22 protein-coding genes are annotated in these 24,680 nt (G+C 66.9%); 8 read left to right on the top strand and 14 right to left on the bottom strand.

Annotated features, from left to right (window positions below):
- Positions 1-37 precede the first annotated feature (37 nt).
- Together E3T61_RS00215 and E3T61_RS00210 are read left to right on the top strand one after the other, a co-directional pair.
- Positions 38-637 carry a hypothetical protein gene (locus E3T61_RS00215; RefSeq protein ID WP_134638925.1) on the top strand — a complete coding sequence of 200 codons (600 nt, stop codon included), beginning with the start codon at positions 38-40 and terminating at the stop codon, positions 635-637.
- Between the two features lie 104 nt (positions 638-741).
- The gene (locus E3T61_RS00210) at positions 742-1,557 is read left to right on the top strand and encodes a Bax inhibitor-1/YccA family protein (RefSeq protein ID WP_134638924.1); all 816 of its coding nucleotides are present in this window, start codon (positions 742-744) and stop codon (positions 1,555-1,557) included.
- Between the two features lie 262 nt (positions 1,558-1,819).
- On the opposite strand, the gene guaA is transcribed toward E3T61_RS00210, so the two are convergent.
- From guaA to E3T61_RS00185, 5 genes are read right to left on the bottom strand one after another with little or no spacing between them, the layout of a single operon-like run.
- The gene (guaA, locus tag E3T61_RS00205) at positions 1,820-3,493 is read right to left on the bottom strand and encodes a glutamine-hydrolyzing GMP synthase (protein ID WP_255455625.1); all 1,674 of its coding nucleotides are present in this window, start codon (positions 3,491-3,493) and stop codon (positions 1,820-1,822) included.
- Positions 3,490-3,927, bottom strand: a complete 438-nt coding sequence (locus E3T61_RS00200) for a DUF3817 domain-containing protein (protein ID WP_134638923.1) — start codon at positions 3,925-3,927, stop codon at positions 3,490-3,492. Before E3T61_RS00200 ends, guaA begins: the two co-directional genes overlap by 4 nt.
- 9 nt (positions 3,928-3,936) lie before the next feature.
- On the bottom strand, positions 3,937-4,773 hold the full coding sequence (locus E3T61_RS00195) for an SURF1 family protein (protein WP_241992304.1): 837 nt from the start codon (positions 4,771-4,773) through the stop codon (positions 3,937-3,939).
- 5 nt (positions 4,774-4,778) lie between these two features.
- The gene (locus E3T61_RS00190) at positions 4,779-6,137 is read right to left on the bottom strand and encodes a cation:proton antiporter (RefSeq protein ID WP_134638922.1); all 1,359 of its coding nucleotides are present in this window, start codon (positions 6,135-6,137) and stop codon (positions 4,779-4,781) included.
- Between the two features lie 3 nt (positions 6,138-6,140).
- Positions 6,141-6,668: a cation:proton antiporter regulatory subunit gene (locus tag E3T61_RS00185; RefSeq protein WP_066597514.1), complete on the bottom strand. Its 528-nt coding sequence runs from the start codon at positions 6,666-6,668 to the stop codon at positions 6,141-6,143.
- A gap of 347 nt (positions 6,669-7,015) precedes the next feature.
- Here E3T61_RS00185 and E3T61_RS00180 point away from each other — a divergent pair, with 347 nt between their 5' ends.
- The gene (locus E3T61_RS00180; protein ID WP_134638921.1) at positions 7,016-7,990 is read left to right on the top strand and encodes a type IV toxin-antitoxin system AbiEi family antitoxin domain-containing protein; all 975 of its coding nucleotides are present in this window, start codon (positions 7,016-7,018) and stop codon (positions 7,988-7,990) included.
- 234 nt (positions 7,991-8,224) lie between these two features.
- Here E3T61_RS00180 and E3T61_RS21775 read toward each other — a convergent pair whose 3' ends face one another.
- From E3T61_RS21775 to guaB, 4 genes are all read right to left on the bottom strand, one after another.
- Positions 8,225-10,051: a hypothetical protein gene (locus E3T61_RS21775; protein ID WP_166793104.1), complete on the bottom strand. Its 1,827-nt coding sequence runs from the start codon at positions 10,049-10,051 to the stop codon at positions 8,225-8,227.
- 309 nt (positions 10,052-10,360) lie between these two features.
- Positions 10,361-12,085 (bottom strand): glycerol-3-phosphate dehydrogenase/oxidase, encoded by a 1,725-nt coding sequence (locus E3T61_RS00170; protein ID WP_174776964.1) that lies wholly within the window; start codon positions 12,083-12,085, stop codon positions 10,361-10,363.
- A gap of 49 nt (positions 12,086-12,134) precedes the next feature.
- Entirely contained in the window at positions 12,135-13,244 is a 1,110-nt protein-coding gene (locus tag E3T61_RS00165; RefSeq protein WP_134639095.1) for a GuaB3 family IMP dehydrogenase-related protein, read from the bottom strand.
- A gap of 131 nt (positions 13,245-13,375) precedes the next feature.
- On the bottom strand, positions 13,376-14,878 hold the full coding sequence (gene guaB / locus E3T61_RS00160; protein ID WP_134638918.1) for an IMP dehydrogenase: 1,503 nt from the start codon (positions 14,876-14,878) through the stop codon (positions 13,376-13,378).
- A 233-nt stretch (positions 14,879-15,111) separates the two neighbouring features.
- Between guaB and E3T61_RS00155 the strand changes: the two genes are divergently transcribed.
- The 4 genes from E3T61_RS00155 to E3T61_RS00140 are packed head-to-tail and all read left to right on the top strand — an operon-like array spanning position 15,112 to position 19,082.
- Positions 15,112-16,419, top strand: a complete 1,308-nt coding sequence (locus tag E3T61_RS00155; protein WP_420898453.1) for a branched-chain amino acid ABC transporter permease — start codon at positions 15,112-15,114, stop codon at positions 16,417-16,419.
- A gap of 12 nt (positions 16,420-16,431) precedes the next feature.
- On the top strand, positions 16,432-17,412 hold the full coding sequence (locus E3T61_RS00150) for a branched-chain amino acid ABC transporter permease (RefSeq protein WP_134639093.1): 981 nt from the start codon (positions 16,432-16,434) through the stop codon (positions 17,410-17,412).
- A gap of 37 nt (positions 17,413-17,449) precedes the next feature.
- Positions 17,450-18,325: an ABC transporter ATP-binding protein gene (locus E3T61_RS00145; RefSeq protein ID WP_134639094.1), complete on the top strand. Its 876-nt coding sequence runs from the start codon at positions 17,450-17,452 to the stop codon at positions 18,323-18,325.
- Positions 18,312-19,082, top strand: coding sequence for an ABC transporter ATP-binding protein (locus E3T61_RS00140; RefSeq protein ID WP_130176257.1), 771 nt, complete (start codon positions 18,312-18,314; stop codon positions 19,080-19,082). Before E3T61_RS00145 ends, E3T61_RS00140 begins: the two co-directional genes overlap by 14 nt.
- A gap of 458 nt (positions 19,083-19,540) precedes the next feature.
- Here E3T61_RS00140 and E3T61_RS00135 read toward each other — a convergent pair whose 3' ends face one another.
- The 3 genes from E3T61_RS00135 to groES form a co-directional block, all read right to left on the bottom strand.
- Positions 19,541-20,839 carry an ABC transporter substrate-binding protein gene (locus E3T61_RS00135; RefSeq protein ID WP_134638916.1) on the bottom strand — a complete coding sequence of 433 codons (1,299 nt, stop codon included), beginning with the start codon at positions 20,837-20,839 and terminating at the stop codon, positions 19,541-19,543.
- Positions 20,840-21,007: 168 nt separating this feature from the next.
- A complete protein-coding gene (gene rarD / locus E3T61_RS00130; RefSeq protein WP_241992303.1) occupies positions 21,008-21,955 on the bottom strand; it encodes an EamA family transporter RarD in 948 nt (315 codons plus the stop codon).
- A 71-nt stretch (positions 21,956-22,026) separates the two neighbouring features.
- Positions 22,027-22,323, bottom strand: a complete 297-nt coding sequence (groES, locus tag E3T61_RS00125) for a co-chaperone GroES (protein WP_066597535.1) — start codon at positions 22,321-22,323, stop codon at positions 22,027-22,029.
- 144 nt (positions 22,324-22,467) lie between these two features.
- Between groES and E3T61_RS00120 the strand changes: the two genes are divergently transcribed.
- The gene (locus E3T61_RS00120; RefSeq protein ID WP_134638914.1) at positions 22,468-23,655 is read left to right on the top strand and encodes a class I SAM-dependent methyltransferase; all 1,188 of its coding nucleotides are present in this window, start codon (positions 22,468-22,470) and stop codon (positions 23,653-23,655) included.
- Between the two features lie 13 nt (positions 23,656-23,668).
- On the opposite strand, the gene E3T61_RS00115 is transcribed toward E3T61_RS00120, so the two are convergent.
- Positions 23,669-24,169, bottom strand: a complete 501-nt coding sequence (locus tag E3T61_RS00115) for a DUF4190 domain-containing protein (RefSeq protein ID WP_134638913.1) — start codon at positions 24,167-24,169, stop codon at positions 23,669-23,671.
- A gap of 67 nt (positions 24,170-24,236) precedes the next feature.
- Positions 24,237-24,680, bottom strand: a 444-nt coding sequence (locus E3T61_RS21770) for a DUF4190 domain-containing protein (RefSeq protein ID WP_166793103.1), incomplete at its 5' end; no start/stop codon positions are given.

Raw genomic sequence — 24,680 nt, 5'->3', positions numbered from 1 at the left:
ACTCAAGATTAGCCTCGGCCTGTGCGAATCTTGGCTTATGACCACTCGGATCGAACCGGCCCCGCGCGTGCGCTGGGGCGACGCCCGATGGCGGTACGGGGTGGGCCTGGTCACGATCGTGCTCGGCGCGGCCCTGACCAACCTGATCAGCACCTACAGTCTGTGGTTCCTGCTCGTCGGGCCCTGCGTGCAGCTGCTCGGCTGGTTGATCCTGCCCGGCGCGCTGTGGCGCCGGCTGCTGGTGCTGCTGCCCTGCCTGCTGGCCGCCCTGGTGCTCGTCGCCGGCCCGGACTTCGCGGGGGCATTCGCGGTGCTCCTGGCCGGATGGCTGTTCGCCCGGCACCGGCCGGGGCTGAGCTACCTGGCCCTGATCCCGGTGATCGTGCTGAGTTTTGTGCTCAAGGGCGCCCTGAACGAGTACGGCCAGAACTGGGTCGGCCTGGTGAGCGGCTCCGCGGCCTGCGTGGCCTGCGCGTGGTTGGCCTGGGCGCTGGATGTCTGGCGGCGGCGCCGGGTCACCGCGCGGCGCCTCCGGCGGGCGCAGCGGGATGCGGCCGAACCGGTCTACACCCCGGGTCCGGCGGTGCCGACCGGGCCCGCCGCATCCGCCGCCGACAGCCCCGGCGCAGCTGAGTAGACTCTCAGCAAACTACGGGTTCATCCAGTAGATTTACTACACAGACTCGAGCGCCGGTGACGGCGCGCATCCCTTCACCCCAGCTGATTGTTAGGCAGGAAACCATGGCTACCTCCAACCCCGCATTTAGAAACGCCGCGTTCGGCGCTCCCGGCGCCGTTGCCACGTCCAAGGTGCTCTCCGACAACGACCTGCAGGCGCTGTACAACTCGCCCTCCGCCGGTTCGCAAGAGACCGACCGGATGACCTACGAAGACACGATCGGCAAGACCGTTCTGGCCTTCGCGATTCTGCTCGCCGCCGCGGCCACCGCATGGGTGCTCACCCCGGTGATGCCGTTCCTGGTCATTCTCGGCGCGATCGGCGGGCTCGTGCTCGGCCTGGTCAACGCCTTCAAGAAGGAGCCGTCGCCGCCCCTGATCCTGGCCTACGCCGCGCTTGAGGGACTGTTCGTCGGTGGCATCTCCCGCGTTTTCGAGTCGATCTCTGAAGGCGTCGTAGTGCAGGCCGTCCTCGCGACCCTCGTCGTCGTCGGTGTGACCCTGGCACTGTTCTCCAGCGGCAAGATCCGCGCGTCGAAGAAGGCCACCAAGGTCTTCCTCATCGCAATGGTCGGCTACGCGGTCTTCTCCCTGGTCAACTTCGGCATGATGATCTTCGGTGCCGGCGACGGCGCGTTCGGCATGCGCAGCGGCAGCATCGAGATCGCCGGCTTCGAGATCAAGCTGGGCCTGGTCATCGGCGTGCTGGCCGTGCTGATGGCGGCGTACTCGCTCGTTCTCGACTTCGACTTCATCCAGCGCGGCGTCAACAACCGCGCACCCCGCAAGTACGGATGGAGCGGCGCCTTCGGCATCATGGTCACCGTCGTGTGGCTCTACATCGAGCTGCTGCGCATCTTCATGATCGCCCGCGAGTAGCGCTCCCCCGCTCCCGCAGCATCCGCACCACCCGCAAGGGCCGGCCCACCACGGGCCGGCCCTTTGTGCGTTGTGCGGGGTAGGCGCCGCTTCGCAGGTGGCGCGCCACCCGCAGAACGGCGCCTACCCCGCGTACGAGCCCTCGCCCGCGCCGCCTGCCCGCGCCCTCTCCAGCCCGCCCTCGGGCGCCGGGGTTAACGACGGAAGCACCCTCGCTCAGGGCGAGGGTGCTTCCGGAACGGCTAGCGGAGCGGCGTGACGCCTACTCCCATTCGATGGTTCCCGGCGGCTTCGACGTGACGTCGAGCACCACGCGGTTGACCCCGTCCACCTCATTGGTGATCCGGTTGGAGATCTTCGCGAGCAGGTCGTACGGCAGGCGGGTCCAGTCCGCGGTCATGGCATCCTCGGAGGAGACCGGACGCAGCACGATCGGGTGCCCGTAGGTGCGGCCGTCGCCCTGCACGCCTACCGAGCGCACGTCGGCGAGCAGCACCACGGGGCACTGCCAGATCTCCCGGTCCAGGCCCGCGGCGGTCAGCTCGGCGCGCACGATCGCATCCGCCTGACGCAGCAGGTCCAGGCGCGCCTGGGTGACCTCGCCGACGATGCGGATGCCCAGGCCGGGTCCGGGGAACGGCTGGCGCTGCACGATCTCGGCGGGCAGTCCCAGCTCGGCGCCGATCGCGCGCACCTCGTCCTTGAACAGGGCGCGCAGCGGCTCGACGAGCTCGAACTGCAGGTCCTCGGGCAAGCCGCCCACGTTGTGGTGGCTCTTGATGTTGGCGGTGCCACTGCCGCCGCCGGACTCGACCACGTCGGGGTACAGGGTGCCCTGCACGAGGAAGCGGATCGGGTCGCCGTCGATCTCGGCGGACTCCTTGATGAGCTCGGCCTGGGCCTGCTCGAAGGTGCGGATGAACTCGCGGCCGATGATCTTGCGCTTGGTCTCAGGGTCGCTGACCCCGGCGAGGGCGTTGATGAACTGCTCGCGCACATCCACCGTGACCAGGCGGATGCCGGTGGCCTTGACGTAGTCCTCTTCAACCTGGCGGCGCTCGTCCTCACGCAGCAGACCGTGGTCGACGAACACGCAGACCAGCTGGTCGCCGATGGCCTTGTGCACCAGGGCGGCCGCGACGGCGGAGTCGACCCCGCCGGACAGTCCGCAGATGACCTTGCCGGTGCCGACCTGGGCGCGGATCAGCGCGACCTGCTCGGTGATGACGTTGCCGCTGTTCCAGTCGGCGGGGATGCCGGCGGCGCGGTGCAGGAAGTTCTCCAGCACGTGCTGGCCGTGTGCGGAGTGCTTGACCTCGGGGTGCCACTGCACGCCGTACAGGCGGCGCTCGTCGTTGGCGAACGCGGCGACCGGCGTGGAGACCGTGGAGGCCAACACCGTGAAACCGTCCGGGGCCTTGGACACCGAGTCGCCGTGGCTCATCCACACGGTCTGCTCGGCCGGCTGGTCGGCGAGCAGCGCGTTGACGCTGTCGGAGACGACCACCGGGGTGGAGCCGTACTCGCGCTGGCCGGTGTGCGAGACCTCGCCGCCGAGGGCGGTGGCCATCACCTGGAAGCCGTAGCAGATGCCCAGCACCGGGATGCCGAGATCGAAGATGGCCGGGTCGAAGGTGGGGGCACCCTCGGCGTAGACGCTGGAGGGCCCGCCGGAGAGCACGATGCCGATCGGGTTCTTCGCGGCCACCTCGGCGGCGGTGATCGAGTGCGCCACGATCTCCGAGTACACGGATGCCTCGCGCACGCGCCGGGCGATCAGCTGCGCGTACTGCGCGCCGAAGTCGACCACGAGCACCGGGCGGCTGATGCCGGAGGCGGCGGGCACGGCGGTCTCGTCGCTGATCAGGTTCTCCAGGCCCTCAGCGCCTTCGGCGCCGTCGGCGCCCACGATGTCCATCGGGTTCACCGCGCTCATGCGCTGACCCCGCTTTCCACCGAGGCGACGGGGTGTGCGGCGAGGTACGCCTTGACCCGCTGGCCGACCTTCACCTCGAGGAAGAAGGACAGGAACGGGATGATGCCGCCGAGGGCGATCACCAGGAAGGTCAGGAAGGGCCAGCGCATGATGCTCCAGAGGCGGAAGTCGGCGAACAGATACAGAACGTAGAACCAGCCGTGCACGATCAGCAACCCGGTGCTCAGGTTGACGGCGGTGACGGTGCCCTCCGGGACAAGGGCCAGGAGGCCGTTCGGGCCACCGCCCTCGAGCTCGGTGCCGAAGAAGTACTTGGCAATCACCTCGGCGCACAGCAGCAGCAGCAGGACACCGGTGATGATCGACGAGACCTGGTACAGCCGAAGCGCACCGGGGATTCTGGGCAGGTCGGCGGGCTTGGGTTCAAGTGGCATGGGCTAATTCTACGGGGCGTTCGCGTGCGACCGGTCGGCGCCCGCGGGGCCGGAGGTCTCATCCGGCGAACCCGCAGACGTCTCGGCAGCGGCCGCGGCGGCGATCTCGGCCTCTTCCACTTCGCGCTCCCAGGCATCCCGCACCAGGCGGTACCAGAGGAACACCGCGAAGCCGGCGAAGACAGCCCACTCGAGGGCGTAGAAGATGTTCAGCCAGTTCAGCGGCACCTCCACCTCCGGCTCCGGAGAGTCGATGACGGCGAGGCCCTCGGGCGCGACGCTGTCGACGATGTACCCCTGGTACACCGGCTGGTCGGACCAGTTCGCCCAGAGGTTGATCAGCGCCGCGGTCGACACGGTGGTCATGGTGTGCGGGTCGGCGCCGTCCTCGGGCAGCACGGGCGCCTCGGAGGAGAGGAACCGGCCGGTCAGCGGCTGCAGCGACAGGATCGACATCTGGGTGGCGAGCCGTTCGCGGATCGCCTCGGCCTCGTCGGCGTCGGCGGTCCAGCCGCGGGCGACCGGGATGCTGAAGCCCTCGTCGGTGACGAAGTGGCTGACCACCCAGAAGCCGGTCTCGCCGCCGTTGTGCCGGCCGCTGATGATCTGCTCGTCACCGGGCACGTACGAACCGGTGGTCTCGATCATCTGCCCTTCCGCGACCTTCGGGGGCGGCCCATCCGGTGACACGGTGTCGCTGAGCGGCTGCACGATCTCGGTGCTGCGCTCCACGACCTCGCCCGAGGAGATGGCACGGTCCAGCTGCCACTGGCCGAGCAGAGCGAACCCGGCGGCGATGGCCAGGGCCAGCACCAGAGCCGCGATCCACTGCGGTCGCAGCATCATGCGCATCATGAGTAGTCACCCGTCTGGTCGTCCTGGCCGGCCTTGTCGGTCTTCTTCTTGGCGGTCGGGTAGGTGTCGGAGATGAAGTCCATCATCGGGTCACCGGATTTCTGGTCGTGGGTGGCCGCCTCCACGAGCGCGATTTCCTCGGCGCGCATGGCGTCACGCTCGGGCGTGCGGGTGGGCGGATGCGCCGCACGGGAGCGCCGGCCGATGGCGGCGCCGATCTTTTCCGAGTTGGCGGTGAATAGCGGCCCGAGGATGGCCATGGTCAGCACGTAGAGACCCGCGAACGGTTGCAGCCGCGGGTCGAGGCCGGCGCTGACCGACAGTGTCGCCAGGATCAGGGTGAACTCCCCGCGGTTGACGAAAATCGCGGCGGTGTTGAGGCCTTCCCGCACACCCATCTGGTGCATCCGGGCCAGCAGCATGCCGGACCCCAGGCTGAGCGCGAACGTCATCACGATGGCGATCAGCACCACGCCGATCACCGAACCGAACTCGGCCACGTTCAGCGCCAGGCCGAAGTTGAGGAAGAAGAACGCGCCGAAGACGTCCCGCAGCGGCACCGCGACCCGTTCGATGCGGCCCCGGTAGGTGCTGGCGCCGAGCACCACACCGATCAGGAAGGCGCCGATGGCGTCGGTGACGCCGATGATCTCGCCGATGCCGGCGAAGAGCACGGCCAGGCCGAAGAACAGGATGGTGAACAGTTCGTCGTCCTTGGTGCGCATCAACCTGGAGACCACCCGGCCGCCCCACCGGGCGACGGAGAACATCACCACGAGGAACAGGAACGCGATGGCCAGCTGCAAAACGATGGGCCAGATCTCGGTCTTGCCGCTGAGCACCACGGACACGATGGCGAGGTAGACGGCGATGAAGATGTCCCCGACCACGGTCACCCCGAGGATCATCGGGGTTTCCTTGTTGGCCAGGCGGCGCAGTTCGATGAGCAGTTTGGTGATGATCGCGCTGGACGACGTGCCGGTCATCCCCGCGATGACCAGTGCCTCCCTGGCCCCCCAGCCGGTCATCAGGCCGAACGCGAAGCCGGCGCCCATGTTGATCAGGATGTAGGAACCGCCCGAGATCAACAGTTTCCCGGCGTCGCCGAAGAAGGCCTCCTGGTCGAACTCGAGGCCCAGGCTGAACAACAGCAGGATCAACCCGAAGACCGCGATGAGTTCGATGTCGGCGGAGTGGAAGTCCAGCGGGAACCATCCGCTGTACGGGCTCGCCAAGAGGCCCACGATCATGTAGATCGGAATCGACGGCAGGCCGATCAGCTTGCCCAGGCGGCCCAGGACGTAGGCAACCACCAACAGGATGCCCAGGGTGAGGAGGTCTTCACCGAGGTTCATCGGCTAACCTCCAGGCGGCGAGTCGACGGGCTTCGCCTTGATCTCACCGGTGCGGAAGAAGGCGAACGCCTTCGCTACCTTCTCGGGAGAACCGGCCACGACGAGAGTGTCGCCGGGGAAGACCTTGAAGTCGGCCGCGGGGGCCGGGTTGGCGGATTCGCCGCGGACGACGGCCACCACGGTGAGCCCGGCGATGCCGCGCTCGGCCGGGTTGCCCAGCGGCTGGCCGGCTATGTGGTCTTCGTAGTCCACGGTGAACCAGTCGATGCTGAGCCCGGGGATCTGGTCGAGCGCGGTGAGCGACTCGGTGATCTGGGTGCCGCCGAGCAGCTCGGCGAGGGTGTGCGCCTCGTCCTCGCTCAGGCGCAGGGAGACCTTGCTGGCGTCGGGGCCGCCCTCGTCGTCGGCGAAGGTGATCAGGTCGCTGTGGCCGGAGCGGTGCGCGATGACCCCGACCTTGCCGCCGTCGTCGGTGATGAAGGTGTGCAGCACACCCACACCGGGGAGTTTGACCCGTCGAACGTCAACCATGGTGCGACTCCTGAAGCTTGTGGGCGGTCCCACCATTCTACCGGAGGCTTTCGGCCGGTTGCCCGGGCCGCGGCGGGGCCGCATCCGCTCGGCTCGCGGGCTGCTCGTGGGCGCATCGGCTCGGCCCGCGGGCTGCTTGTGGCCCGTGGCTGCTCGCTGTTCAGGTTCGGTGCACCCCCTCTGGCCCGATGATCCCGCTTTAGCAGGCTCATCCAGCCAGAGCGGGCGCATCCACCCGTCATGGTCGCCTTCCAGAGCCCCACACACGATTGCCCACGAGCGGGAAAGATGTGCACAGATGTCTTTCGCCTGCCGGCGGGCTCACCGCATTCTGAGAGCCTCTCGGCATGGACACCATTTCATCGGCCACCGTGCAGGTTCTCACAGCGCTGTCCGTGCACAGCGGTCTCATTCTGGCCAGCGACGCGGCGCGGGTCGGCCTCCAGCACGAGCTTCGCAGGGAGTTCGACCGTCACACCGTCGTTCGCCTGCGCCGCGGTGTGTATGTGCTTGCTGCCGAGTGGGATGCTCTCGGTGCGGATGAGCGCTACCTCCGACGCATCCGCGCTCACGCCGCAGTCGCGGAGGAGCCTGCGGTGTACTCTCACCTGTCGGCGGCCGCGCTCTGGGGCCTCCCTATCGTCGGCGCGTGGCCCACCGAGATTCATGTCACCGTCACGAATGCGGCCGGGGGCCGGGCCCGCCACGGCGTGGTGCGCCACACGCAGGAACACGACCTCGACCCAATTGTGCACGAGGGGCTTCGCGTTACCTCCGTCGCCGCCACGGCGGTGACTCTGGCCAGAGTGCTCCGGTTCGGCCAGGCGGTAGCGGTGATGGACAAGGCCATCCACGAACCCCGCGGCGGCCAGGCCTTGACCACCAGGGCGGAACTCGAACGAGCCCTCGCCCAGCTCGGGCGGGTTCACGGGCGAACCGCGGCGCGGCGGGTCTTGGAGTTCGCGTCGCCGCTGTCCGGGTCTGCCGGCGAGTCGATCAGCCGTGCCGGCTTATTTATGCTCGGTTTCCTCCTGCCCGAGTTGCAAGTGCCGCATTGGGATCGCGACGGCTTGATCGGCTTCACAGACTTCTTCTGGCGCTCTGTCGGCAAGGCCGGCGAATTCGACGGGCTCGGCAAGTATCTGCGCGACGAGTTCACCGGCGGACGCTCCACCGCCGACATCGTCATCGCCGAGAAGATAAGGGAAGACCGGCTGCGTGCGCTGGGGCTGGGCGTGTTCCGGTGGGACTGGCCGGTTGCCAAATCGCTTCCGGCTCTCGGAGACCTCCTCGCCCGCAACGGCATCCCCCGCGCCCGCTGAGGTATCGCCACACCCCGACGGTCACCCCGGTGGCGACCGTCGCCGCACCCCATACGGCGGATCGCGTCCGCTATAGCGGGCGCGGCTCGCCATAGGAGGTGCGCATAGCCTCGGGCTCGTGGCAGGTGGGCGGGCCGCGCACGAACACGAAAAGACCCGCCCTGCGGCGAGCCCTTCGTGTTCGTTCAGCGTTGATGCCGGGTTGTACCCGGCTCGCTCACGCTCTGCACAGCACTACTGAGCGGTGCGGCGTCGCTTCGTCACCAGCTGGAACGCGCCGATGCCGAGTCCGGCGAGCACCAGCAGCCCGGCGAGGAGTGCCGGCATGAGTGCGTCGAACCCAGTACTGGCCAGCGCACCCGACACCGACTTTGTGTCGGTGGCAGCCTTGACGTTTGTTGCGGCCGCTGCGGGGCTCACAGTGAACGCAGCAGACGACACTGTGAAGCCAGTGACGCTGTCAACGAGAACAATGTGGTGAGTACCGGCTTCGGCGCCGGCCGGGATTGTCACCGTCGCCTTAACTACTCCGAGAGCGTCGGCACGGAATGTGCCAAGCAACACGGGAGTTGAGTGCAGGAAGACCTGCACGTCACTGTTGGGTGTGAATCCGGAGGCGGTGAAGGTAAACGAAGATCCCGGCGCGGATGGCGCCGTCGTAGACGGCATGCCAGTTCCGACGACCGGCGCGACGACAGGCGGCGTCGTCGGCTCTACCGGCGGCGTGGTCGGTTCCACGGGCGGCGTGGTCGGTTCCACGGGCGGCGTGGTCGGTTCCACGGGCGGCGTGGTCGGTTCCACGGGCGGCGTGGTCGGTTCCACGGGCGGCGTGGTCGGTTCCACGGGCGGGGTGGTGGCCTTCGGCACGAAGTTGTAGCGCACACCGTCCCACAGCACGCTCTCAACGACCACGGGGTCTGTGGCCTCAGCAAGAATTCCGAAGCCGAGGACCTTGATATTGCCGTGCGCTTCAAGCGCACTGATCATGGTGCCGAACGGAACCGACGTGTTCGCAGCAATGGCAGGGGTCGAATCCGTGGCCGGAATGGCCTTGGAGGAGATGTAGGCGCTGTACGGCGAGAAGATATAACCCCAGACTGTGTTCTGGCGCAGGGTCGTGAAGGAGTCATCCGCACCGTACGTGAGCGGGAGCTGGAAGTGAGCCGTGCCGCTGACCTTTTCCATGTCACCCGAGATGATCAGCGAGGCGAGGTCAGAGGTCACCGACGGCGCCGTGAATCCGTTGATGATCTGGGAGTTTGCACCGTTACCGAGGCTCAGACCCTCGCCGGTGATGGAGAACGCGGGAACGGAGTTCTCATAACCCTCATGCCAGCCCGCGTAGGTGCTTTCATTCGCACGAATATCGGCGGCCGCGACGTTGATCGTCTCTCGTTCGGCGACCTTGGTGAATGACGGCGAGAAGAAATACTGCCAACCGTCCCAAACCATCGATGAGACAAGTGCTGGCGCTGACGCCTGAGCGAAAAGGCCGAATCCCGAATAGCGGAGGTTCCCCTGCAACCGCAGGTGTCGACCAACCTCTTCAAGCGTCACAGGAGTGTTGGCAGCGAGTTCGCCAATCGGCTTGCTCGACACCCAAAGGGCCGTGTACCTGTCCGAGAAGGGGATTTCTGTCGCCGACGTCTCAGGAGCAGCGGGACGCAGGGTCGCCCAGCCGCTGGTGCCGAAGGTGACCGGCACCTGCTGGTAGACCGCGCCGCTCGTGATCCTGATCTGAGAGTGCGTGATGTTGCTCAGAAGCTCGTCGGAGGTAATTTCAATGCCCGGGGCACCAGAATCGACGAGTCCGTTCAAGATCTGAGAGTCCGCCCCGGTTCCGAGACTCAAGCCTGCCCAGCTCAGCGAAGAGGCCGAAGCACCGTTCTTGGTGCCCTCGTGCCAACCCATGTAGGTGTCCTCATTCGGATTGATGCTGGTGACACGGACCGCGCCCGGCTCCGCGTTGGCTGGCGCCGCGAGGGCGAGAGATGCACCGCTGAGCAGCAGGGCAACAGCCGTGATGCTCCCGATTCCGCGTTTGACTCGTAGGTTGACCATCGGGTTCCGTTCTACTGGCGTTCGTTGAGTGGCCGTCGGGCGCGCGGCACGGTATCGGAACAAGCCGGAAAACGGCATCCCCCCGAGGTGAGGCTATTCCTCAACGGTGCTCGCCACGTGCCACTTGAAACGGTCAGAATGAACTTTGCCCAGGGAAATCAACGGTTCCGAGACGCACGCGTCCCTAGCACTGGGGGGCCGGTGCAGCCGGGGCGAAAGCCATTCGGCCGCAAACGAGAGCGCAGAGCAAACCGGGGACCGCCCTCACGGACGATCCCCGGTCGTACAGCTCTCACCGAACCCGCGAGTTCAGCTCGTCACGATGTCCGGGGCCTCCAAGCGCACCCGGTCGGCGGACTCGTCGTCGGGCTGGGTTTGCGAGGCTCGCTCGGCGGCGACCCGCTTGAGGTAGATCGACACCTCCCGCTCCTCCCGTTCGGTGTCCCAGCCGAGCACATCGGCCAGCAGCCGCGCAGCGACCGGCGCGGCGGACACCCCGCGGTCCCACGCCTCGATCGAGATGCGGGTACGCCGGGCGAGGACGTCCTCGAGGTGCAGCGCGCCCATGTGGGTGGCCGCGTACACGACCTCGGCCTGGATGTAGTCATCCGCACCGGGTAGCGGGTCGGCCAGCTCCGGCCGCTCCTTGATCAGGTCGAGGAGTTCGTCGGTGAGGGTGCCGTACCGGTTCAGCAAATGCTCGATCCGCACGGTGTGCAGGTTGAACGCGTGGGCGATCTTGCCGCGCTTGTTCCACGCCGCCCGGTAGCCCTCGGCGCCGAGCAACGGGATCTCCTTCGTCGTGGACGGCGGCACCAGCCCGTCGAGGGCATCCACCGCCGCGTCGATGGCGTCCTTGGCCATCACCCGGTAGGTGGTCCACTTGCCGCCGGCGATCACGACCAGGCCGGGAACGGAGTGGCCCACGAGGTGTTCACGGGAGAGCTTGGAGGTCTGCTCGCTCTCCCCCGCCAGCAACGGCCGCAGCCCCGCGTAGACGCCCTCCACGTCTTCCCGGGTCAGCGCCACCTGCAGCACGGCGTTGATGTGCTCGAGCAGGTAGTCGATGTCCGCGGCGGTGGCCGCCGGATGCGCCTTGTCCAGGTTCCAGTCGGTGTCGGTGGTGCCGATCAGCCAGTGCCGGCCCCAGGGGATCACGAAGAGCACACTCTTCTCGGTGCGCAGCAGCAGACCCATCGAGGACTGGAACCTGTCGCGCGGTACAACCAGGTGGATGCCCTTGGACGCGCGCACCTTGAAGGTGCCGCGCTCCCCCACCATCCGCTGGGTGTCGTCGGTCCAGACACCGGTGGCGTTGACGACCTGCTTGGCGCGCACCTCGAAGCGTTCCCCGGTCTGGAGGTCGTGCGCCTGCACGCCGACCACCCGTTCGCCCACCTTGATGAAGCCCTCCACGCGCACCCGGCTGGCGACGTGGGCGCCGTATGCGGATGCGGTGCGGGCCAGCGACGCCACGTAGAGCGCGTCGTCGACCTGCGCGTCGTAGTAGGTGATCCCGCCGACGAGGGCGTCGTGGCTGAGGCTGGGCACCAGTTTGGCGACCTGGCCGCGACTGAGGTGCCGGTGGTGCGGCACGCCGGGCCGGCCACCCACGTAGGAGAGCACGTCGTAGAGCAGCATCCCGGCACCCACATAGGCGCGTTCGACCACCCGTTTCTTCAACGGGTAGAGGAACCGCACGGGCTTGACCAGGTGCGGCGCGATGCGCTTGAGAAGCAGACCACGTTCGGTGAGGGCCTCCCGCACCAGCCGGAAGTCGAGCTGTTCGAGGTAACGGATGCCGCCGTGCACCAGCTTCGACGACCGGCTGGAGGTGCCGGACGCCCAGTCCCTGGCCTCGAGCAGGCCCACGCTCAGCCCGCGGGTGACGGCATCCAGGGCGCTGCCGGTGCCGACGATGCCGCCGCCCACCACGAGGATGTCAAGCTCCTTGGATTTGAGGCGCTCGATCGCCGCCGTGCGTTCCTCAGGTCCGAGCTTTGTGGACCTGGTCACCGAATTATCGTGCGTCATCTGCAAACTCCCATCGCCATCGGTGGTGCTTGCTTCGACGCTAGTTCACTCAGTACGGCGCGACAACTACCTCTACCCGCTGAAATTCTTTGATTCCGCTGTAGCCGGTGGTGGCCATCGAGCGGCGCAGGGCGCCGACCAGGTTGGCGGTGCCGTCGGCAACGGGTGCTGGGCCGTACAGGATCGCCTCGAGCGGGGCCACGGTGCCCACCTCCACGCGCTTGCCGCGGGGCAGCTGCGAGTGGTGCGCTTCAGCACCCCAGTGGAATCCGCCACCGGGGGCGTCGGTGGCGCGGGCGAGGGCGGTGCCGAGCATCACAGCATCCGCACCGCAGGCGATGGCCTTGACGATGTCGCCGGAGGTGCTCAGGCCGCCGTCGGCGATGACGTGCACGTAGCGGCCGCCGGATTCGTCCATGTAGTCGCGGCGCGCGCCGGCGACGTCGGCCACCGCGGTGGCCATGGGGGCGTGGATGCCGAGGCTGGTGCGGGTGGTGGATGCCGCGCCGCCGCCGAAGCCGACGAGCACACCCGCCGCGCCGGTGCGCATCAGGTGCAGGGCCGCGGTGTAGGTGGCGGCGCCGCCGACGATGACGGGCACGTCGAGGTCATAGATGAACTTCTTGAGGTTCAGCGGCTCCTGGTTGCGGGAGACGTGCTCGGCGGACACCGTGGTGCCGCGGATGACGAAGAGGTCGACGCCGGCGGCGACGACGGTTTCGTAGAGTTCCTGGGTGCGCTGCGGCGACAGGGCGGCGGCGACGGTGACCCCGGCGGCGCGGATCTGGGCGAGGCGCTCGGTGACGAGGGCCGGCTGGATCGGAGCGGCGTAGATCTCCTGCATGCGCGCGGTGGTCTTGTCGGCAGGCAGCTCACGGATTTCCTTGAGCAGCGGTTCCGGGTCCTCATAGCGGGTCCACAGGCCCTCGAGGTCGAGAACTCCCAGGCCGCCGAGCTGACCCATCATGATCGCGGTCGTCGGGGAGACAACGGAGTCCATCGGGGCGGCGAGGAACGGGATGTCGAACTGGTAGGCGTCGATGGACCAGCCGACCGACACATCCTCGGGATCACGGGTTCGCCGGGAAGGCACCACCGCAATGTCGTCGAAGGCATATACGCGCCGTGCGCGCTTGGACCGGCCGATCTCGATTTCCATACTCACCCGCCCAGTTTAGTCTGAGCGCGCCCTCAGCCCCGCCATGGCTCCCCTCGCCCGCCTTCCGCGAGCTGTGAGAAAAGCCCCGAAAACTCGTGGTTTTCGGGGCTTAACTCACGGTTCGCGGATGGTTAGCGGCGGTAGTTGGGTGCCTCCACCATGATCTGCACGTCGTGCGGGTGGCTCTCCTTGAGGCCGGCGGCGGTGATCCGCACGAACTTGCCCTTCTGCTTGAGCTCGTCGATGGTGCGTGCACCCACGTAGAACATCGACTGGCGCAGCCCGCCGATGAGCTGGTACGCCACGTTCGACACCGGGCCACGGTAGGGCACCTGACCCTCGATGCCCTCGGGGATGAGCTTGTCGTCGCTGGGCACATCCGACTGGAAGTAGCGGTCCTTGGAGTAGGACGTCTTGGAGCCGCGGGTCTGCAGCGCGCCGAGCGAGCCCATGCCGCGGTAGGTCTTGAACTGCTTGCCGTTGGTGAAGACCAGTTCGCCCGGGCTTTCGTCGCAACCGGCGAGCAACGAGCCGAGCATCACAGTGTCGGCGCCGGCGACGAGCGCCTTGGCGATGTCACCGGAGTACTGCAGTCCGCCGTCGGCGATGACAGGCACGCCGGTCTCCCTGGCGGCCAGTGAGGCCTGGTAGACCGCGGTGATCTGGGGCACGCCCACGCCGGCGACGATGCGGGTGGTGCAGATCGAGCCGGGGCCCACCCCCACCTTGATGGCATCCGCACCGGCGTCGATGAGTGCCTGCGCACCCGAGCGGGTGGCGACGTTGCCGCCGATGATGTCGACGTCGGCGAAGGCCGAGTCGCTCTTGAGCTTGCGGATGATCTCCAGCACTCCGGCACTGTCGCCGTTGGCGGTGTCGACCACGAGCACGTCGACCCCGGCCTCGAGCAGGGCGGAGGCCCGGCGCCAGGCATCACCGAAGAAGCCGATGGCCGCGCCGACGCGCAGTCGCCCGGCGTCGTCCTTGGTGGCGTTGGGGTATTCCTCGCTCTTGTCGAAGTCCTTGACCGTGATCAGCCCGGTGAGGCGACCGTTGTCGTCGACGAGCGGCAGCTTCTCGATCTTGTGGGTGGCGAAGATCGCCACGGCGTCCATCGGGGCCATGCCCACCTTGCCGGTGATCAGCGGGGAGGTGGTCATGACTTCGCGCACCTTGGTGGTGTGCTTCTTCACGCTGGAGACGAAGCGCATGTCGCGGTTGGTGATGATGCCGACGAGCACCCCATCGTTGTCGACGACCGGGAGGCCGCTGATGCGGAACTGGCCGCATAGGGCATCCACCTCGGCCACGGTGGCATCGGGCGAAGTCGTTACCGGATTGGTAATCATGCCGGATTCGCTGCGCTTGACCAGGTCGACCTGCTCGGACTGGTCGGCGATCGACAGGTTGCGGTGCAGGATGCCGAGGCCACCTTCCCGAGCCATGGCGATGGCCATGCGGGTCTCGGTGACGGTGTCCATGGCGCTGGACAGCAGTGGTGTCGCGACGCTAATTCTGCGGGTTAGCCGGGACTTTGTCTCGGCCTCACTCGGAATTACGTCGGTGTGTCCAGGCAGGAGAAGGACGTCGTCGTAGGTGAGCCCGGTGAAACCGAACGGATCTGGCTGATCCATGAAACCCCTTTTGCATTCGCGGATATGGAAAAAAGTCCGGAAATCTCGAGGGATGCAACCGGTAATCAATGTTAAGCGACGTTGCCCTCTATGCATTCCGCGATCGCAAACAGACCAACTAAATTCAGCGTACGAAACATATGCGACATAATCGGCACGTACTGTCAGCAACGTCGCTGGCAGGTAAGCCCGCCGGCTCGAATTCGCACCGACGGTGCCCACTTGGAGGTGCAGTGAGCAATACACACGCTGTTCGTAGATTCGCACCGAGGAAGCTGGTGCTGTTACTCGGCCTGCTCCTTGCTGCCTTGACCTTGTCCACGCTCGGCGCCGGAGCGGCTCACGCGGACGAGATCAACACGGACCAATATGACTACGTCATCGCCGGCAACGTGCAATTCGATGGTGAACCCATCGAAGACGTGCTGATCTCCGTCGAAGGCTCCGGCTACGAGGCCGAAGTCGTCACCGACGCCGACGGCAAGTGGCGTATCGGAGTGCCGGAGAAGGAGACCTACACGGTCACCCTCGACGAGGACACCCTGCCCAAGGGCGTCGTCGTGGCCAAGGGCGGGTCGACCATCGATGCCGAGTTCGGGCTCACGAAAGTGAAATCGGTGAACTTCTTCCTCGGAGAGGGGGAACGCACCACGGTCAGCTTCTTCGACCAGTTCGTGAACCGGTTCGTCAACGGCCTGAACTTCGGGTTGCTGCTGGCGCTGGCCGCTATCGGCATGTCGCTGATCTTCGGCACCACTGGGCTGAGCAACTTCGCCCACGCTGAGATGATCACGTTCGGTGCCCTGGCCACCCTCACCCTGTCCGTCACCCTTGGTGTGCCGATCTGGCTGGCGATCATCGTCGCCATCGCGCTCAGCGGCGTCCTCGGCTTCGGTTTGGACGCGGCGATCTGGAAACCTTTGCGAAAGAAGGGCGTCGGGTTGATCCCGCTGATGATCGTCAGCATCGGCCTGTCGCTGGCGCTGCGGTACACCTTCCAGCTGTTCTACGGCGGTGGCACCAGCCAGCTGCCCGGCTCCGGAATGACCGACCTCAAGTTCGGACCGATCTCCCTCTCGCCGATCGACCTCGCCAGCATGGGCATCAGCGTCGTGGTACTCCTTGCGGTGTCCTACTTCCTGCTGCGCACCCGCATCGGCAAAGCCACCAGGGCCGTATCGGACAACCCCAGCCTGGCCTCCGCGAGCGGCATCGACGTCGACGGCGTCATCCGCATCGTCTGGATCGTCGGCGGCTCGCTGGCCGGCCTCTCCGGTGTGCTCTGGGCGTACTTCCGTCCGGGCGTCAGCTGGGACATGGGCTTCCAGATCCTGCTGCTGGTCTTCGCTGCCACCACCCTCGGCGGGCTCGGCACCGCGTTCGGCGCCCTCGTGGGATCGATCATCGTGGGCCTGTTCGTCGAGCTGTCGACGCTGTGGATTCCGTCCGACTTGAAGTACGTCGGCGCACTTGTCGTTTTGATCCTGGTCCTGCTGCTTCGGCCGCAAGGAATCCTGGGTCGCAAAGAGAGAATTGGCTAGGGGCTGACGATGATCGACTGGGGAGCAATCTTTAGCAACGCGGCCGTCGAGCTGATCAGCCCGACCACCGCCGCCTACGCCCTCGCGGCGCTGGGCCTGGCGGTTCACTTCGGCTATACCGGCCTGCTCAACTTCGGCCAGGCGGGCTTCATGGCCCTCGGCGCCTACGGGTACGCCATCTCGACCCTGACCTTCGGGTTCCCGGTCTGGGCATCCGTGCTCGTCGGTATCGGCGCATCCGTGATCTTCGCGTTGATTCTCGGTATCCCGACCCTGCGCTTGCGGGCGGACTACCTGGCAATCGTCACGATCGCGGCCGCCGAGATCGTGCGTCTGCTGTTCACGACGAACACCTTCGAGCCGGTCACCGGTTCGGCCAACGGGCTCAGTGGGTACAAGGGCGGATTCGCCGCCCTCAACCCGATCCCCGACGGCACCTACGGGTTCGGTCCGTTCGAGTACAACGCCTACGACTGGTGGCTGCGCATCGTGGCCTGGACGATCGTGATCCTGGCCTGCCTGTTCACCTGGCAGATCATGCGCAGCCCGTGGGGCCGTGTGATCAAGGGCATTCGTGAAGACGAGGACGCCGTGCGCGCCCTGGGCAAGAACGTCTATTTCTACAAGATGCAGTCGCTGATCCTCGGTGGCGTCTTCGGCACCATCGCCGGCATGATCTTCGTGCTGCCGCGTGCCGTGGTTCCGTCGAACTACCAGACCTCGCTGACGTTCTTCATCTACGCCATCCTCCTGCTCGGAGGCGCGGCGACCATCCTCGGTCCGGTCATCGGATCGATGGTCTTCTGGGTGCTGCTGTCGTTCTTCTCCGGGTTCATCGCCCGGGCCGTGGAGGCCGGCTGGATCCCGTTCATGACGAGCATCCAGGCCGGACAGCTGCGCTTCATCCTCGTCGGGGTGGCGATCATGTTGATAGTCATCTACCGGCCACAGGGCATCTTCGGAAACAAGAAGGAGCTGGCTTTTGTCAAGTAACAGCGTTCCCACGTCAAAGCCCGTCAAGACCGTTGACATGCACATCGGCGAGGCGGTGCCGGGTTGCAAGAAGAAGGACCCGATCCTCGTCGTCGACGGCGTCAGCCGCACCTTCGGTGGGCTCAAGGCGGTGGATGTCGAACACCTCGAGGTCCCCCGCGGCGCCATCACCGCTCTGATCGGGCCGAACGGGGCCGGCAAGACCACCCTGTTCAACCTGCTCACCGGGTTCGACAAGCCGGACACCGGCTCGTGGACTTTCGAGGGCACCCCGATCGGCGGCATGGCCGCGTTCAAGGTGGCCCGGATGGGTCAGGTGCGCACCTTTCAGCTCACCAAGGCCCTAGGCCTGCTCACGGTGATGGACAACATGCTGCTGGGCGCGAAGGCGCAGGTCGGCGAGAACCTGTTCCGCGCCGTGCTGCCGTTCCTCTGGCGTCAGCAGGAGGCCGACAACAAGGCCAAGGCCCTCGACCTGCTCACCCGGTTCAAGCTGGACACCAAGAAGGACGACTACGCGGCCAGCCTCTCCGGCGGGCAGCGGAAGCTCCTCGAGATGGCGCGGGCGCTGATGAGCGACCCCACCCTGGTGATGCTCGACGAGCCCATGGCCGGCGTCAACCCAGCGCTGACCCAGTCGTTGCTCGACCACATCCTCAACCTCAAGTCCCAGGGCATGAGCGTGCTGTTCGTCGAACACGACATGCACATGGTGCGTCACATCGCCGACTGGGTGATCGTGATGGCCGAGGGCAAGGTGGTCGCCGAGGGCGACCCGCACGAGGTGATGCGCAACCAGGCCGTGATCGACGCGTACCTGGGTCAGCACCACGACGAGGATCTCGGCGAGGACCCTGACGCCGAAAAGGAACATGTCGGAGCCATTAAGGAGCTGCTCGATGACGAACTCTAGCCCGCTGGTCGACGCCACGCCGCCCCCGGTGCGCACGGCCGTCGTCGAGGTCAAGAACGTGACCGCCGGCTACGTGCCCGGCGTCAACATCCTGAACGAATGCTCGCTCACCGCCTACGACGGCGAACTGATCGGCATCATCGGCCCGAACGGCGCCGGTAAGTCCACCCTGCTCAAGTCGATCTTCGGCCTGGTCAAGGTGCGCGAGGGCGAGATCCGGTTGCGCGGTGACAACATCACCAACCTCAAGGCCAACAAGCTGGTCTCCAAGGGTGTGGGGTTCGTGCCGCAGACGAACAACGTCTTCCCGACGTTGACGATCCAGGAGAACCTGGAGATGGGCATGTACCAGAAGCCCAAGGGCCTGGCCGAACGGCTGGAGTTCGTCACCGAGATCTTCCCCGAGCTGCGCAAGCGGCTCGGCCAGCGGGCCGGTTCGCTCTCCGGTGGTGAACGCCAGATGGTGGCCATGTCCCGCGCCCTGATGATGGGCCCGCACGTGCTGCTGCTCGACGAGCCGAGCGCCGGGCTGTCCCCCGTGCGTCAGGACGAGGCGTTCCTGCGCGTCAAGGAGATCAACAAGGCCGGTGTCACCACGATCATGGTGGAGCAGAACGCCCGCCGTTGCCTGCAGATCTGCGACCGCGGCTACGTGCTCGACCAGGGCCGGGATGCCTACACCGGCACCGGCCGTGAGCTGCTGAACGACCCCAAGGTGATCGGCCTGTACCTGGGCACCCTGGGCCAGGACGACTAAGCCGCACTCACGGCATCCGCCGTACCCCCACCACCGACTTGCCCCGCTGGGGACGAGTTGCCCCGGTTGACCGGAGCAACTCGTCCGCAGCGGGGCATTTCGCGTTCCACGGCGGCGCCAGGAGCCCCGTAGACGCCCGTTGGGCGCCGGGAACGGGCACGAACGCGCCTGTCGCCGCCTCCGGCGTCCCAGCGGGCCCTGAGCGCCGCCGGCATCCGGCCTCCTGCATCATCCGTCCCGCCCCAGTTGCGTAACTCCTGCGATTTCTCCCGACGACGGATGCGTCCCTCCGCCAAACCGGGCCTCGGCATCCGCTGGGCCGAATCGAGCAGGAGCTGTCACACCACGCTGCACCCGGGCACTCCGGGCACGCAGAAGGGCCCCGGCCGAAGCCGGGGCCCTTCTGTTGCGTGTCGCGGTACCTGCGCTGTGGCTGTACCGCGGGTCAGCGGGAGTGACTAGTTGATGCGGGCGTACTTGTTGTCTGCACCGAACTGGTAGACGCCGATGGTCGCGTCGGTCGGGTCGCCGTTCTCATCGAACGTGATCGGGCCGGAGTAACCGTCGTAGTCGATCTGCTCACCCTTGGCGAGTGCCTCGGCGCCCGACTTGAAGTCGGTGACCTTGGTGCCTTCGCCGGTGCCGCCGGAAACCTGCTGCAGGTAGCTTGCGATGGACTCACCCGAGACGTCGTTGCCCGCGTAGGCGGCCAGCGCGATCAGGATGACGGCGTCGTACGACTCAGCCGCGTAGCTGTAGTCGGTCAGGGCCGGGTCGACAGCGAGCAGACGCTCGGTGAAGTCGCCGAGGGTAGCGGTGTCGAGGCCGGGCAGGGTGCCCTTCGAGCCCTCGATCAGTCCAGGAGCGAAGTCCTCGCTGTAGTCGGCGAGGTTTCCGTCGACGAAGTAGAGCTTGTCGCCGGGGAAGCCGCCGGCGACCAGGTCCGGGGTGATGACCTTGGCCTGGTCGAAGGTGATCAGGGCGATCGCGTCGGGGTTGGCCGCGGTGACTTCAGCGATCTGCGCCGAGAAGTTCGCGTCGCCTTCGTTGAAGCTTGCGCTGGCGACAACTTCGCCACCGGCTGCTTCGAAGGCGGCGGTGGTGGAGTCGGCGAGGCCGGTTCCGTACGAGTCGTTGAGCACGATCAGGCCCAGGGTGCTGTTGCCGTCTTCGGCGATCTGGTTGCCCAGCACTTCGCCCTGCAGAAGGTCGGACGGGGCGGTGCGCCAGAAGAGGCCGTTGTCGTCGTAGTCCGTGAAGTCGGCCGAGGTGTTGGCCGGCGAGAACTGCACGACGCCGGCGCCGGTGATCTGGTCGATGACGGTCTTGGAGACGCCCGAGGACGCCGCACCGATGATCGCGGTGACCTTCTGCGAGAGCAGGTCGGTCACGGAGACGGTGGCGGTGTCGGTGGTGGTGTCGCCCGAGTCACGCAGGATGGCTTCGATGTCGATGCCCAGGCCTGCTTCGTTGACCTCGTTGATGGCGAGCTGGACTCCGGCTTCTTCGGGCGGGCCGAGGAAGGCCAGTCCACCACTCTGCGGGAGGATCGTTCCGACCTTGAGGCTCAGATCGCGGTCGCCGGCGACGATTTCATTGACGTCGCTGCTTGACGCTGCGGGCTCGTCCGATGCGGCCGGCGTTGACTCTGCCGTGCTGCATCCGGTGAGCAGCAGTGCACTGACGCCGAAGATGGCGACGCCGGCGACTGCGGCCCGGACCGAGCGGGAGGCCGAGGCCTTCGCGAATACGCTCATGTTGCTCCTAGGGTAAGGGGAATCGAAAGAGAGCTGGCAAACGATCGTTGCCGTGCTGTAAAGCTATTCATCTCAACGACATGAAACAAGGCGGTCGTGTTACAGCCGTGTAACGCGACCAAATCGTTACGAACGGGCCGCTGATCAGGATGCCCGGGTTGAACCCCCCTAAAACGGGTCGATTGCCGGCCGCCGCTGGGCACGGCCGGTGACGACCATATCAACGGTCAGCACGATCAGCGCCAACCAGACCAGGCCGAAGCCGAGCCAGCGTTCCGGCGGCATCGGCTCGCGCAGGATGACCACGCCGGCCAGGAACTGCAGCACCGGGGCAAGGTACTGAACCAGCCCGAGGGTGGTCAGCGGCAACCGCCGTGACGCGGCGGCGAAGAACAGGAGCGGAATCGCGGTGAGAACCCCTGAGCCGATCAGCGCTATCGTGTGCACCGGGGAGACGGTGCCGAAGGTCAGCCCGGAGATCAGCGACACCACCACCAGCTGGATGATCGCGATGGGCGTGAGCCACATCGTCTCGAGGGTCAGCCCGGTGAGGGCATCCAGGTGCCCGCCGACCCGTTTCTTGATCAGGCCGTAGAGGCCGAAGGAGAACGCCAGGATCAGGGAGATCCACGGCACGGTGCCGTAGCCGACGCTGAGCACGATCACGGCGATGAAGCTGATCAGCACCGCCACCCACTGCGCGGTGCGCAGCCGTTCGTGCAGCACGAACACGCCGAGCAGCACCGTGATGATCGGATTGATGAAGTACCCGAGCGCGGTTTCGACCACGTGGCCGCTCAGGGTGCCGAGGATGAAGGTTTGCCAGTTGATGTAGATGAGCACACCAGCCAACCCCATCGTCCACACGATGCGGGGAGACCGCAGTGCTGCCACCAGAGGCCGCCAGGCCCGGGTGGAGGCAATCAGCACACCGCAGAACACCAGGGAGAAGAGCACCCGCCAGGCGACGATCTCGAACGCGCCGGTGGGGGCCAGGAAGAGGAAGTAGAGCGGGAGGATGCCCCACATGCCGTAGGCGGAGAAGGCGAAGATCAGTCCGGTGTTCGCGGCGCTGCGCGGCGCGCGCCTCCCACTGCTGGTCGGACTCTGCTGCACGGGTACCCCCTCTGAACGCGAAAAATCCCGGACGGCCGAGGCCATCCGGGATTCAACGATATGGGGTGTGACTAGCGAACGACGACCGCGAGAACGTCGCGAGCCGACAGAACGAGGAGGTCCTCGCCACCGAACTTGACTTCGGTTCCACCGTACTTGGAGTAGATCACCTTGTCGCCGACGGCGACGTCGAGCGGGATGCGGTTGCCGTTGTCGTCAATGCGGCCGGGGCCGACGGCGACAACTTCGCCTTCCTGGGGCTTCTCTTTCGCGGTGTCCGGGATCACAAGTCCGGAAGCGGTGGTCTGTTCTGCATCCACCTGCTTGATGACGATGCGATCTTCGAGCGGCTTGATGGAGACCGACACGGTTGACCTCTTTCTTAGCTAAGACGTAGTTAGCAGACTCACAGCGAGAGTGCTAAGTCGAGTTTAGGGCGCAACTGGCACTCACGCAATGTGAGTGCCAGAGTGCCCGGGGTCCATCCCGGTTTCGGTTGGTAGGTTTGCGGGATGGATCGTGCCGAGCTCGTTGAGCTGCTCTCACCCGAAGGCCTGCGCCTGTTGGACTCCCTGCCGCCTTACGAGGCCGGAGCGGATGTCGTGCGCACGGTCAGCGCGCTGCGAAAAGACGGGCACTCCCCCGCCCTGGTCAACGCGGTGCTCTATCAGTCCCGGTTGCGGGCGAAGGCAGAGGGCAAGTTCGGTGATTTCGCCAGCCGGATGCTGTTCACCGAGGCCGGCCTGGAGCAGGCCACCCGGTTGCGGGTGGCAGCCCTGCACGCCGGCCGGTTCGTCGAGGCGGGCCTCAAGCGAGTCGCCGATGTGGGCTGCGGCATCGGCGGCGACGCCATGGCCATGGCGGCGATGGAGTTGACCGTGACCGCGATCGACGTGGACGAGGTCACCGCCACCGTCTCCAGCTTCAATTTGGCCCCGTTCCCCACGTCCTCGGTGCGTTGCGCCGACGCCGCCGACATCGACCCCACCGAATTCGACGCTCTCTGGTTCGACCCGGCGCGGCGCACAGCCGGGCACGGCAACACCAGCCGGCTGACCCGCTCAGAGGACTACTCGCCCAACCTCGACGAGGTGTACGCCCTGGCCGCACGGATGCCGGTCGGCGTCAAGCTCGGCCCCGGCCACGACCGCGACCAGATCCCGGACACCGCCGAGGCCCAGTGGGTGTCGGTGGATGGCAAGCTGGTGGAGATGGGGCTGTGGTTCGGCGCTCTGGCCCGGCCGGGCATCCGCCGGGCGGCGCTGCTGCTGGGCAAGGACGGCGTCGCCGAGCTGACTGCCCCGGCCGACAGCGAGGACGTGGGCGTCGGCGAGCTCGGCGCGTACGTCTACGAACCGGACGGCGCCGTCATCCGTGCCCGCCTGATCGGCGATCTGGCCCGGTCGATGGACGCGTCGATGCTCAGCGAAGGCCTGGCCTACCTGACCGGCCCGACGCTCACCCGCACCCCGTTCGCCACCGCGTTCCGGGTGCTTGAGGTGTTGCCCACCGACGAGAAGAAGCTGCGACTGGCGCTGGCCGAGCGGAAGATCGGCACGCTCGAGATCAAGAAGCGCGGCGTGGACGTAGACCCCGCGACCCTGCGCACCCGGTTGAAGCTGAAGGGTCCGAACTCGGGCACCCTGGTGCTCACTCGTGCGGCCGGGCACAAGGTGGCCCTGCTGGTCGAACGGGTCTGAGCCGCCGCCCGCGTCAGCCGTAGTACGCGGGCAGCATCCGGGTGATCACGACAAACCACAGCGCGCCCATCAGGATGCCCACCAGACCACTGACCAGACCGACGATCCAGAGCCCGCCTGCGCGGCGCTCCACGAACCGGGCGACCAGCGCCAGCACCACCGCGGCGATGCTCAGGGGCACTCCCCAGATCACGAAGATGCCCGCCAGCACGCCGAGCAGCCCGCAGACGGCGGCGGCGGTGCTGAGCCCTCGACGGGCCAGGTGGGTCTGGATCTCGGCCGTGGTGTAGACGTACGGCACCCACTCGGTCGGCGCGGTAATGGTGGACTCGTAAGCGAGTTCGCCGGCGACAGGCGGCCGGGTCAAGTCTGGCGGGTGCCCCGCGGCCGAGCGCAGTTCGGCGGCCCGAGCCTCCGCGGCCCGCGCCTGGGCACGCGAGAGTGCCGGCGCCCCGGCGGGCGGTTGCGGTTGCTCCCGCTCGGCCCGGGTGTCGGGCTGCCCGGACTGCGACATGGGTGGGACTCGTTTCTGGTCTCGGCCGGGACGGCCCTGCCGACGGCATCAGCCGCCGGCGCGCGGGTCAGTAGTTGTAGTTGTTCATCGGAACGCTGGCGAAGACCAGCGCCCACAGCAGAATACTCAGAAGTGCCAGGGCGATGCCAACGAAGCCCGTGATGATGCCCGTCAGCCAGAACCCCTTGCCGTGGGGTTCCTTGTTCCGGGCGATGAAGCCGAGCACCACGGCGGCGGCCGGCAGGATGATGGCCAGGATGCCGCCGAAGATCGGGAAGAACGCGACCGGGGACCCGAGGATACCGATCACGCCGGCGACCATCGACAGGATGCTCAGGATCGGCTGTTTCGCGACCGGAGGCACGCCGGGCTGGTAGTAGCCGGCGGCCGGGCTGCCGGACGGCGGCGGGGTGCCGTAACCGGGCTGCACGGAGCCGGGCTGCGGCGCACCGTAGGGCGGCGGAGCGGGCTGGCCCGTGGCCGGCGGGCCGTAGGCGGGCGGCGGCGGGGT

Source organism: Cryobacterium lactosi, assembly GCF_004403945.1.
GTDB classification, from domain to species: Bacteria; Actinomycetota; Actinomycetes; order Actinomycetales; family Microbacteriaceae; genus Cryobacterium; species Cryobacterium lactosi.
The sequence above is the reverse complement of the archived record's forward strand: the minus strand, read 5'-3'. Positions and strand labels throughout refer to the sequence as shown.